Annotated in this window: 6 protein-coding genes and 1 tRNA gene; 4 read left to right on the forward strand and 3 right to left on the reverse strand. The window is 48.6% G+C overall.

Features of this window, described 5'->3' with window-relative positions; genetic code table 11:
* Positions 1-72: 72 nt before the first annotated feature.
* Together pnp and HPS56_RS09340 are read right to left on the reverse strand one after the other, a co-directional pair.
* Entirely contained in the window at positions 73-2,397 is a 2,325-nt protein-coding gene (pnp, locus tag HPS56_RS09335; protein ID WP_172275877.1) for a polyribonucleotide nucleotidyltransferase, read from the reverse strand.
* A gap of 151 nt (positions 2,398-2,548) precedes the next feature.
* Positions 2,549-4,213 (reverse strand): S41 family peptidase, encoded by a 1,665-nt coding sequence (locus HPS56_RS09340; protein ID WP_172275878.1) that lies wholly within the window; start codon positions 4,211-4,213, stop codon positions 2,549-2,551.
* A gap of 194 nt (positions 4,214-4,407) precedes the next feature.
* On the opposite strand from HPS56_RS09340, the gene HPS56_RS09345 reads away from it, so the two are divergent.
* Positions 4,408-4,481: transfer RNA gene (locus HPS56_RS09345), tRNA-Asn, on the forward strand.
* Between the two features lie 728 nt (positions 4,482-5,209).
* Here HPS56_RS09345 and HPS56_RS09350 read toward each other — a convergent pair.
* Complete coding sequence (locus HPS56_RS09350; RefSeq protein ID WP_172275879.1) at positions 5,210-7,903, reverse strand: LamG-like jellyroll fold domain-containing protein; 2,694 nt, start codon at positions 7,901-7,903, stop codon at positions 5,210-5,212.
* 772 nt (positions 7,904-8,675) lie between these two features.
* Between HPS56_RS09350 and HPS56_RS09355 the strand changes: the two genes are divergently transcribed.
* The 3 genes from HPS56_RS09355 (at position 8,676) to HPS56_RS09365 (ending at position 12,765) form a co-directional block, all read left to right on the forward strand.
* Positions 8,676-9,263 carry a DUF3575 domain-containing protein gene (locus tag HPS56_RS09355; RefSeq protein WP_172275880.1) on the forward strand — a complete coding sequence of 196 codons (588 nt, stop codon included), beginning with the start codon at positions 8,676-8,678 and terminating at the stop codon, positions 9,261-9,263.
* 21 nt (positions 9,264-9,284) lie between these two features.
* On the forward strand, positions 9,285-10,775 hold the full coding sequence (locus HPS56_RS09360; protein ID WP_253952438.1) for a DUF3868 domain-containing protein: 1,491 nt from the start codon (positions 9,285-9,287) through the stop codon (positions 10,773-10,775).
* 262 nt (positions 10,776-11,037) lie between these two features.
* Positions 11,038-12,765, forward strand: coding sequence for an Mfa1 family fimbria major subunit (locus HPS56_RS09365; protein WP_172275881.1), 1,728 nt, complete (start codon positions 11,038-11,040; stop codon positions 12,763-12,765).
* The last annotated feature ends 36 nt before the right edge of the window (positions 12,766-12,801 follow it).

The following is a 12,801-nucleotide window of genomic DNA, read 5'->3' on the forward strand; positions in this document are numbered from 1 at the left end:
TCCGACAATATGAAAAACTCCGCCTTCCATGATAAATGAAGGCGGAGTTTTTTGTTCTTAGTCCACACGTTATCAGAAGTCCATGTGGTCGAGAGAGTCATTGAAATCCTTCGGCTCGCGGTTCTCGTCATTGAAACTGTTTGTTTCCTGATTCGGCCGGCGCTCGCCTCGGTCGTGACGCGGTCTGCGGTCGTTATGTTCCTGACGCTGACGGCGCTCGCCTCGATCGGGGCGTTCACGACGTGCGGGACGCTCTACATAGTCGGCAGGCTTTTCAACAAGCACGCGGTGTGAGAGTTTGTATTTTCCGGTCTTCGGGTCGATTTCCATCAGTTTCACGCTGATTTTGTCTCCTTCCTTTATTCCCGCATCCTCTACTGTCTCAAGGCGTTTCCAGTCTATCTCGCTGATGTGAAGCAGTCCGTCTTTGCCGGGCATGATCTCTACGAAGCATCCGTATGGCATTATCGAGCGTACTGTGCCTTCGTATATCTCGCCGACCTCAGGTATGGCCACGATAGCCTTAATCTTTGCAATGGCACTGTCGATGCTTTCCTTGTTGGGGCCGCTGACTTGCACCTTGCCTACACCGTCTGTCTCCTCGATGGTGATTGTAGAGCCGGTGTCCTCCTGCATCTGCTGGATTATCTTGCCGCCGGGGCCGATTACTGCACCGATGAATTCCTTGGGTATCTGTATCTGTACTATACGCGGAACCTGCGGTTTCAGGTCCTCACGCGGTTCTGCGATTGTTTCGGTGAGTTTGCCGAGGATATGCTCGCGTCCCTGTTTTGCCTGCATGAGGGCTTTTTCGAGAATCTCGAAGCTCAGTCCGTCGCACTTTATGTCCATCTGTGTGGCTGTAAGACCGTCTTTCGTACCTGTGGTCTTGAAATCCATGTCACCGAGATGGTCTTCGTCACCGAGAATGTCGCTCAGCACGGCATACTTATCCTCACCGGGGTTCTTGATAAGTCCCATTGCTATACCGGATACGGGTTTCGCGATTGGAACACCGGCATCCATAAGTGCGAGTGTGCCTGCGCATACCGTCGCCATAGACGAGGAACCGTTAGACTCCAATATTTGTGACACAAGACGTACGGTGTACGGGTAGTCCTCGGGAATCATTCCTTTCAGTGCGCGCCATGCCAGATGGCCGTGGCCGATTTCACGGCGTCCCACGCCTCTCGAGGCCTTGGCCTCGCCTGTGCAGAACGGCGGGAAGTTGTAGTGCAGCAGGAAGCGCATGTAGCTCTTGTCCAGCACATCGTCTACCATTTTCTCGTCGAGCTTTGTGCCGAGCGTACATGTTGTTATCGACTGTGTCTCGCCTCGTGTGAAGATAGAGCTTCCGTGGGGCATTGGCAACGGGCTTACCTCACACCATATCGGGCGTATCTCGTCAGTCTTGCGGCCGTCGAGGCGTATGCCTTCATCGAGTATGCAGCGGCGCATTGCGTCACGCATCACATCGTGATAGTAACGGTCCATCATTGCGGCCTTTTCCTCGAGTTCATCTTCAGACATGTCTGCATGAGCTTCTGTGTAAGCTTGCTTGAAGTCTTCCAATATCTTGTCGAAAGCTTCCTGACGGGCATGCTTCTCGAGAGCCTGTTTCGTCACATCGTATGCTTTCTGGTAGAGTTCGTCGTTCATCCTGGTGCGCAGCTCCTCGTCGTTCACCTCGTGGTCGTATTCGCGCTTGACATCCTTGCCGAGTTCCTTCGACAGCTCGTTCTGCAGCTCGCACATGGGCTTGATGGCGTCCATTGCCACTTTCAGCGCACCGATCATATCCTGTTCCGACACTTCTTTCATCTCGCCTTCCACCATCATGATGTTTTCTGCCGAGGCACCTACCATGATGTCCATGTCGGCGTCTTTCATCTGCTCGAAGGTCGGATCGATAACGTATTCACCGTTTACACGGGCCACACGTACTTCGCTGATAGGACATTCGAATGGGATATCTGAACAAGCCAGGGCTGCTGACGCCGCGAATCCTGCAAGTGCGTCAGGCTGGTCTATGCCATCGGCTGATAGAAGCATCACGTTTACATAAACTTCTGCGTGATAGTTTGAGGGGAAAAGCGGACGGAGCACTCTGTCTACGAGACGTGAGGTGAGTATTTCGTTGTCGCTTGCCTTGCCTTCGCGTTTTGTGAATCCGCCGGGGAAACGTCCGGCAGCGGCATACTGTTCTCTGTAGTCTACCTGCAAAGGCATAAAATCTGTTCCGGGAACTGCATCTTTTGCGGCACAAACGGTGGCCAGAAGTACGGTGTTGCCCATACGGAGCACACAAGAACCGTCGCACTGTTTTGCCACTTTCCCGGTCTCAATGCTGATGGTTCTTCCGTCAGGCAATGAAACTGTTTTCGTAATTACGTTCATCTAAAAATTAAAACTTGTTTTCTTTTTACATCTAAAATGTCTTCTAAAGGCACAAAGATAGTGAAAAACAATGATATAAACTATTTATGTCGGTTATTTATCGGGTAATTTCTTTTTTTTTAACCCAAAGTCATCCGGCATGTCTTGTGCACTATTTGTCTTTTGTAAGAAGTTTGCGGTATCTGTCCGGATCGGTAAGCAGTTTTTCCGCTTCTTTTATCTGTTCGTCATGATTCAGGCTTGCCTCGATGCTTCCGCTCTGATAGTAGTATGCCGATATTATATCCTGCTCTATCATCCTGCATATTACTTCCTTATTTCGTTCAAGGTCTTTTGATATGTCATGCTTCAGTTTTGATTTCAATGCCTCGAACTCATCTTTCGCACCTTCGTAATATCCTTCAAACTTCAGCAGCTTTTCCAGTTCTCCGAGCTGTTTCTCGCTCACGGGATCGTATGTGAATCCGCTTTTTATCACTCTTTGTCTGAATTCCTCGAAGTCGGCGTCCGTAAGCTTGAATGCGGATGGAGATGCGATTGTGGGGTGTTTCGTAATGTAGTCCACCACATAGTCGAACATCACTTCCGTGGAGTCGATGTTGCCGAGATATATCGCTATGTTCGGCATGGTGTCCGGCTTTATCTCTATGTCCGGCTTTATTCCGCCTCCGTCTCTGACCTCACGCCCGTTTTTTGTGTAGAACACATGGGTGAGGCTGTCGGCAATGTGTTCTTTATATCCTCCCTGGCTGTGTTTGTAGTTTATGGCCTGTATACACCGGCCGCTCGGGATATAGTATTTGCTTGTGGTTATTTTCATGTTGCTGTTGTATGGGAGCTCCATGGGCAGCTGTACGAGTCCTTTCCCATACGTGCGCGTACCTAATATTATACCTCTGTCGAGGTCTTGCAGCGAGCCTGCCGCAATCTCGCTTGCCGAGGCCGTCTCGTCGTTCACGAGCACGACAATGGGCATCACCGTGTCTATGGGTTCATGTCGTGTGGTGTAGTTCTTGTTGGCCTGTTTCAGCTTGCCTTTTGTTTCCACTAATGTCACATTCTTCGGTATCCACATGTTTATAATGTCTATTGCTTCCGACAGCGAGCCGCCTCCGTTGCCCCTGAGGTCGAGTATCAGGCTTCGTGCGCCCTGTTTCCTCAGGTCTATGTATGCGTTGCGCATATTACGTGCGCTTCCTTCTACAAACTTGTTGAAGCATATATATCCGATATTGTTGTCACGCATGCCGTAGTATGGTATCTCCGGCATTTTTATGTTTTTACGTGTTATCTTGAAGGTCATAACCTTGCCGGTCGACGGGCGTTCCGCTTTCAGTACGAAAGTCGTGCCGGGCTCGCCTCTCAGGTGTTCGCTGACATAACTTACGTTCTTGTCTGTCATTGTGGTGTCGTCGATGCTAAGTATTATGTCGCCCTTTTTGAGCCCCGCTTCTGCTGCCGGCATTCCGGCGTATGGCTCGTTTATTACCACGCGCTTCAGTTTTTGATGATATTTCACAACGGATCCTATTCCTGCATATTTTCCTGTAAGGAACATTTTCAGATCTTTTGTCTTTTCTTCGGGATAATATTCCGTATAAGGGTCGAGTGACCTCAGCATTGCCTTTATTCCGTTGCCTATGACCTCTCCCGGGTTTATTGTGTCAACATACATCAGGTCGAGTGTCCTGTACATATTATTAAATATATCCAGATTCTTTGCCACCTCAAAATTATGGTCTGATTTCTTCTGGGCGTCTGCGGCCAGTATGCAGGCTGTGGCAAGAACTGTAAGGAGTGTTGTTTTTCTTTTCATTATATGATATATTTATAACTGCTGTTTATGGATGCAAAATTACACCTTTAAACGGTAAAAACACCATCCGACAGACAGAATTTGTGTAAAAATAAAGATTTTGCGATTTTTTTTGCTGAAATATTTGGAGGATTAGAAAAAAGTTGATACCTTTGCATCGCAATTAAGAAATATCGCAATTGCAAACATAAAATGCTTCAATAGCTCAGTTGGTTAGAGCACCTGACTGTTAATCAGGGGGTCGTTGGTTCAAGCCCATCTTGAAGCGCACAGAGGAGTAACGTAAGTTACTCCTTTTTTGTTGCTCTGTTTTTGCATTGTTCCATATTACGGCTCACCAGCCAAACCGGAGGTGCGTCCCTACATATTGGATGATTGTAATGAAATCCAATGTTTTCGGTAAATCGGATTAGATGTGTTTAAGGACAATACGTCAAAGTCTCTTCTTTTGTAATAAAAATTCAGAAAACGATTTTGTCTTGTTTTGAGGATTTTTATAAAACCTGTAACATATTGAGATACAAGGCGTTATCATCTGTTGGGAAGTATGCCAAAAATGAATGGCCTGTTCATGCTTGATGAACAGGCCATTCACGGTCGATGAACATGCCATTCATTGAGCATGAATAGCATGTTCATCGGAAGAGAATTTTATATCTATTGGAAATGTAAACATATTTTGAAATTTCCCGGCAATCCGGTCTTTTTGTATAAATTAACAGTCTGGAATGTCTCTCATTTCTCATTTTGTTTATCGGAACATTGTACTTCATTACAATCATCCAACATGTAGGGACGTGCCTTTGGCAGGTGTCAGGCGGCAAACGACCACACACGAATTCATTATATACACCATACACATCGCAAAGCGATGTCCCTATTCGTGGTTGGGCTATACGCTAATGTTTCTCTACACACCCCCTTGTTAGGAGAGGCTTCCCCTTTTGGGGAGGTCAGGAGGGGCTTTTCTTCTTGATTTTCAATCCCGTTTGCGGTTTATTTTATGATGACCTTATGGGTCTCCGTTGTTCCGTCCGGCATGTGTCTTCTGATGATGTTCATTCCTTTCTGCGGATTCGGCAGGCGTGTGCCGCCCGGTGAGTAGTATTCGGCAGGCATATCGTCACTTCTGTCCGTTATGTTTTCAATACCGTCGGCCGCGTTCTCCATACATGCAATGACCTCGGCGGGTGACAGTGCGTGGTTGTATACCCTGAAATCATCTATGTATGCGCATAGCATGGGGTCTGATGTGTATTGGCTGCGTCCTATATAGTTGAGCACCGGCTTGAAATCCGCCGGGCGTATTGTCATGTCAGTGCTTTCAGCCTCCTTCTTTCCGTTGACATAGAGCGCCACGCTTTCTTTTCCTATAACCACGGCTATATGGGTCCAGCTGTTGAGTTCCGGACGGTTGCAGTCGAGAGTCTGTTCGCTGCCTCCGTTCTTCATTGCAAGGCGCATCACGCTGCCGTTATTCGGAGTAAGGAACATATACTGGTCTTCACCATTGCCGAAGTCGAAAATTCTCTGCCATTTGTTTCCGCCGCGCCATTTCACCCATGTCGAGATTGTCATCTCGCCCATGTTGCCCAACTGGTAGGGAAGCTGCACATAGTCTTTTCCACCGTCGAGGTTCAGACAGTAGTCGCCTGTTTTCCCTTCCGCGAACGCGGGGGCTTTGAAATGTGAGCAGTTAAACCTGTTTACAGTGCTGTCGTACATGTTGTTTTCGAAATCAAGGCGTGCTATCATTGTCTTTGTCCCGTCAGTGGTTCCGGCCGTTTCTTCTGAGGCTTCGGAAATGTTGTCTGACTGGTCTATTGCCTTTATCTTATAAAGGTATTGGATGCCTTGCTCCACGGTGTTGTCTATGAATGACGTTCCTTGTATCTTCCGTCCTATGGTGTTCCATTCCGGGGCGTCTGCGTCTCTATTCTCTGCACGCAGCACCATGTATCCCGCCACGTCTTTTTCCGTGTTGGCGTTCCAGCGCAGTTCCACTGATGCCGGGTGCCCGTAAGCCTCGGGTGTGGCCGGTCGTGCCGGAGCGTCGGTCTCACATGCGGCCCATACAGGCAGTATGCGCCATTTCTGTCCTTCCTTTCCGTTTTTCGCGGCCTGTCGTACAACGGCGGATTCAATTTTGCTGTTGTTCACCATTTCCAGACACAGGTTACTGTGGCGGCTTACGATATAGTAGTCTCCTCCTCCGGCATATTCAAAATACCATTGTTCGTTGGAACCGATGTCTCCACCATATAGGATGATGTCCGTGCCGCTTGTCAGCGACCAGTTCTTGACATCGAGCTGTTTCCCGTCGCGGGCACATGATATTGTAAAGTAGCTGAAGTCGCCTCCGATGCGTGAGCTTACCGGTTTTATGTCCCATTGCTGGTAGTCTTTCTGGCTGTACTGGTTTTGGCAGATTGCGGCACCGTCGTTAGTGGCCCCCTTGAGCACGGAGATTACTTTCATGCTGTTCTTGTTCATGATGATGTACCGTCCGTTTATCGGTGCCGGCTGCACGTCTTCGCCCCATGTGATGTTTACCACTCTTTCTGCGTTTGTCTGCCCCTTTTGGTAGCCCGTTCCTCCGGGCAGCTCCATGATGTACTCGCGCTGCGGTCCGTAGCCGTCGAAATACACGTCGCGGTCTTTTGATACGAACCTGTAGCTTGAGTTGTTTGCCTGGCGTTCGGATGTGCCGCCGAAGGCCTGCACCTTTCCTTCCGGAGAGCGGTATACGGATGCTGCGGTCCAGTGCGGGCGGTCTTCGCTGTAAGCCAGGCGCCGGCCGAAGCTGGCTTTGCAGAATTCGCCGCGTGCCAGTCCGTCGAAGCCCCACCATATTCCTGACTGCATGCCGTATTCCACGCCCACCATGGCTTCCATCACATTATGCAGTTCGTCTGCAGTGGCGTATTTGCCTGCATTGCGCACCTGGGTGAAGAAATCGGCATAGTGGTTGAAGTCGCCTGCAAGCTGATGGGTGTTTCCCTCATCTATATAGTCGCCCATATAGTTGAACCATGTCAGCGCCTCGTCGCAGTTCAGCGTATTGCCTCCCGACACGCGGATGTTGTTGAAGAAAGGGCTTTCTTTCAACAGTCTGGCCACATTCCTGAAGTCGTCTTTTGAACCTTGTCCCCATGGTGTATAGTCGGGTTCGTTGAAAGGCGATACGGTGATGACACGATATCCGCGTCTTTGGACATAGTCTGCCGTAGCCCTGATGAGTTTTGCCCATTCTTCGGCTTTGCCCACATAGTTGTCGCGGTTCAGCACCTCGTGGTCGCAGTTCAGCACCACGTCTCTCACTCCCGATAATCCGATGAGGCGCAGGCGTTCGTTCAATGCTTTTGTTTGTGCCTCCGATAATGTGCCGTCGTTGGAAATAAGGTCGCTGGGTTGGAACGAGCCACGTGCGATACTTAGGTTCTCCTTGCCTATGAAGGCAATGCCTCTGAGCATATTGCCTTCATCCGGCCATGCTGTGTCGAGTCCCCATTGTATGGGCAGTCTTAAGCCTTCGTCATCTGTTGAGAATGACAGTGTGCGGTCGGTCACGATGTTGGCCTCCAGGCAATATCCTGTAGCGGGACCGGCGTCTGTAGTCTGGGCGAATGTGCCTGTTGTAGGAAAGCAGGTCAGCATCAGTAGGATGCGTTTGAAATGTTTGTTTCTCATTGCAAATATTGTAAATGTTCTGTAATTCTGAATTCATGAGCCATTGTCAACGGTATAGTCTTGTCGCGTTTTGATCCCGATTTCAGGGGGTATTGCTTCGCAATGTGTAAGATGTGTTATAAATAAGCTGCTGGCCGAATGCGCGGAGGCAAAATTCATTTTGATAATGATGGGGCGAAGCGTTTATTGAAAACACGGTTTAAGATATTTTATGCAAAGATAATGCAATGAAATGTTATAGCCAAGCATTTAATATATATTTGTAGTTTACAATGTGTTGAGTATCACGTTATTGATGTATGTGTGGCATTTGTAGGAGCAGGCATCCGTCATTTTATATCCATTCTTTTGTGTGTATCCTTGTCTTTGGCTTACTTGTCGGTGTGTCATTAGAACGGATATATATATATAATAATGTGTGGTTGAATGCCTGATAAAATGTGTCTTTCGTTTTTCCTCCGTCTCTTATGCAGAGACGGAGATACGATGAAAAATGTTATATAACAGTGTTTTTTGTCTTATAATTAGTTTTTTTGCAAAACAATTGATAATTTATTGTGTGAAAAGTTTTATAATTTAATATAAATAGTTATATTTGCAGCCTAATTCTCCGTCTCTGCATAAGAGACAGAGAGAGAACGGCATGTAAAGTTTGCCATGTCGTATTAGGTGTGATATTGCTCCGTCTCTGCATAAGAGACGTTTTAGAAATTGATAGATATTTAATTGTTTTTGATATTTTTATGAACTAAAGACGATCGGAAATTGAGATATGAAGTTACGAAATTTCTTAATTATTTTATTAGGGTTTTTAGTGCTCTGTCCGGCAATGAAATCCCAAAATGTAGTTGTAAAGACCAATTTGGCTTACGATGCTCTTGCCATTATGAATGCAGGGGTTGAGGTCGGACTGGCTCCAAAGTGGACCCTTGACCTTTCCGGCAACTATATGGGTTGGACGATGTCCCACTCGCGCAAGTGGAAGCACATAATGGTCCAGCCGGAGGCACGCTATTGGTTTTGCGACCGTTTTACGGGTCATTTTGTCGGTATGCATGCCCTTGGAGGAAAGTATAACTTCGGTGGCCTGAAGAACGGCATGTCATTCCTTGGCACGGATTTCTCGAAGCTCTCCGACAGACGCTATCAGGGATGGTTCGGAGGATTAGGGGTGGTATATGGGTATTCATGGATACTGAATAAGTATTGGAATATAGAGGCTGAGATAGGAATGGGGTGGACATATACGCGTTTTGACGTGTACCCGTGCGCCGACTGCGGCACGAAGCTTGAGGAAGACAAGTCGCACAACTATTTCGGCCCCACCAAGGCTGCAGTGAATCTTGTCTATAGTTTTTAACCCCACAAAAGTGAATTGATTATGAAAATGAGAAATATAAGCATCAGGATATTTTCACTGCTGATGGTGCTGGCTGCCTCCGCCACAGCCGGTGCGTGGGGCATGAGCTTCGGAGCGTCCGCCGTTTCAGGCAATGCCGCCGACTCCCTGGCCGGGAATATAAAGGTGTCGAACGTGTCGAAATTGCGTTCGGGAGGAAAGATGTTCATATCAATGGATATGGACTTGTCGCGGGTCAAGGTGAAGAGCAACATGGAGGAGATGGTTACTCCCGTGATAAGCAACGGCATCGACAGCGTGCTGCTACAGTCTGTGGTCGTGGCGGGGCGCAACCGCTACTATCATTTTCTCCGCAAGAACCACAGTCTGCCGGACAGTGCCTCGATGCTCTACCGGGATAATGCGGAGGTGAAGAACATAAGATATAACGTGACGGTGCCGTATGAGCCGTGGATGGCAACGGCCTCGCTCGATGCCAGATGGGAGCGTGGAGGATGCTGCGCCGAGCCGGAAAGGGGAAGGATTAGTATTTGTAATCTTGAACCAAGGAAGTTTGTCCCTAACCTGATATATGTCACACCGAAGGCACAGGAGGTGAAGGAAGACTCCGCCGAGCGCACTGCACATATTATATTTATAGTAGACAAGACGAATATAGACTATACCCGTCCGCAGAATCTCGTTGAACTGGAGAGAATACGCCGCACGATAGACTCGCTGAAGAGCGACAAGGACTATACCGTCACATCGCTCACGGTGAAGGGATATGCATCGCCCGAGAGCCCCTACAGCCACAACACCTATCTGGCCAACGGACGTACGGAGACCCTCAAGAGATATATCGTTGAGCACTGCGGATTCCCTTACGGAATGGTGAGGACGGAGGCCGAGCCTGAAGACTGGGCCGGACTGGAAAAATACGTTGAAGGCTCGTTCCTCGAGAACCGCGACGGCATACTCGCCCTCATACGTGCCGGCATGGATCCCGACAGAAAGGAAGCTCTCATAAAGAAAGCCTATCCGGACGACTACCGCTTCCTGCTTAAGAACGTGTATCCGGGGCTGCGCCGTTCGGAATACAAGGTGAGATACCGCATCAGGAAGTTCACCGACATAGAGGAAATCAAACGCCTGCTGAAAACGGAGCCGCGCAAGCTCAGCCTTAATGAGATGTATCTGGCAGCGCAGGACATGCGTCCCGGCAGCGAGGAGTTCATAAACACGTTCAGAGTCGCTGTGGCTATGTATCCTGGTGACCCTGTGGCAAATATCAATGCGGCAAACGCTGCCATGGCGGCCAGAGACATGAAAGCCGCCGGGCGGTATCTTGAAAAGGCCGGCAACTCTCCCGAGGCGCTGTACGCCAAGGGCATGCATGCGGCAATGACAGACCGCTACGACGAGGCTATAGTCCTGTTCAGGGAGGCAGCCAATGCCGGTATGGCCGGAGCGGAGGAGGCACTCAAACAGGTGGAGGAGTTGAAGGAATACAACAAGGACTTCAATGAATAGGCCGGATGTCCGGTATTTGCCATGCCGGTGCCTGAGGGAGTTCTGCAACATCCTCAGGACGGAAGGGAATATGTAGCCATAAGATGGATATGCATGACCCTGCCCCCCATGCTTTCTATGTTGTCAGCCAACGGAAAAGGCAGTTCCGGCTGGACGGGCAATGTGACAGCCATGTCTTCCTTCATGACAAATGTACCGGGACGTAATATAAATATAAAAAATGATTATAATTCAAATATTCACTAATTAAATTTTAAAGAAAATGAAAAAACATCTGAAAAAACTTTTGGCGGGATGTCTGGTCATGGGCCTTTTCTCCTGCTCAAGTGATGATGATCTGTCTCTTGGCAACGGCGGTGGTGCCGCCGGTGGCGAGGGGGATGTGTACGCCACGCTTACCCTGAAGCTTCCCACAGGCACACGTGCTGGCGAAGGACTGGATGGCAGCAATGCCGGTGACGAGTATGGTAAGGACTATGAGAACAGCGTCGGATCCATCCTTGTCGTTCTGGCAGAGAAAACTGAAGACGGCAAATACAAGTATCTGACAAGCAGCCTCAGCGACGGACAGCTGAATGGCGGAACCGGTGTGAGTCCTGTAAATCCAAAGTATACTCTTGTATTCCAGAATGCCACTCTTGCGGCAAAGGCCGGATCGAAGGTAAGCGTGTTCGCATACGCCAACCCGACAAGTTCGTTGCGCGGGGCTATAGATGCTCTTGAGGATCCTGAAGTGGAGGACAAAAGCTTTACAGACCTTGTGGCCGATTTCGATGCTGAGATCTGGGCCAATAACCGTTTCCTGATGACAAGCGTAGAAACTGTCTCCGCAGATATCCCCGATGCTACAGCGCTTGCTTCGGAATATAACAAGCCGGAGAAAGCGTTCGACCTCGGTACAGTACCTGTAGTGCGTGCAGCCGCACGTTTCGACTACAAGCAGGTTAAAGGAAACAAGTATGAGATTAAGACAAAAGTGCTTGGTGAGAATAACTTAGAGGAAGATGTTATTGTAGGTGAGGTAGAGCTTACCCACATGGCACTTTTCAACCTTGCCACAAAGTATTATTATCTGCCGCGTACTTCCGCAAACGGCCTTAACGCGAATATCACACTATGCCCCGGCAAGGGCGGTATGGACTATCAGTGGGTTGTAGGTCCAATGGCTGACAAATTCCAGAATTATGTCTCTACCAATAATAATACCGAAACCGGTATTGGCAGCTATTTCCAATATGCATTGAGGGGCGGTGACCGCGAATGGACAGAGTTCTCAAAGCTCACCATTGACGACAATCACTCGACAACTTGGGATAACGAAAAGGCCCCAGCCAATGAAGGCTATAAGATCTGGCGCTATGCGACGGAGAATACCATTCCCGCTGATAAACAGGGCGGTTATTCCGCCCAGAAGAAAGGTATCACGACCGGTGTTGTATTCAAGGGTAAGATAAATCTCGTTGCAGGTTCTCTGTTGGCTAAAAATGTAAATGACAACGAGGATATCTATATGTTCAACGGTGTGATGTATGGCGGTATCAAAGCAGTTTACAAGGCAGTGAAGGCCGCTCCCGTATCAACTCTTGCCGAAGCTTTCAACAACTGTTTCACTGCAGAGGAAACTACAACCGGTGAGGGCGATGACGCTGTTACAACTGTTACGATAACACCTAAGACAGGCGAAGGTTCGGATGTTAAAGAGAACGGCTTCACCGTATACAAGTATGATACTGTTGCAGGCTGCTATCCTGTCTACTACCACTACTACAACCGTCATGACGACAACGGCAACAATGACGTGATGGGTGAGATGGAGTTCGGCGTTGTACGCAACAATGTATACAAGCTCTCTGTAACTAACATCAACCAGTTCGGCTCACCGACAGACGATGACAATCCTGATGATCCGGACGAGGAGGCCGAGACATACTTCCAGGTTTCCGTAGAGGTTCTCCCGTGGGTTGTACGCATAAACAACATCGAGTTTTAATTGCCTTGGGCTTGGAAAAAGACAACTGATTTAAGA

Origin of the sequence: Xylanibacter muris (genome assembly GCF_013166605.1) — a bacterium.
In the GTDB taxonomy this organism is placed as follows: domain Bacteria; phylum Bacteroidota; class Bacteroidia; order Bacteroidales; family Bacteroidaceae; genus Prevotella; species Prevotella muris.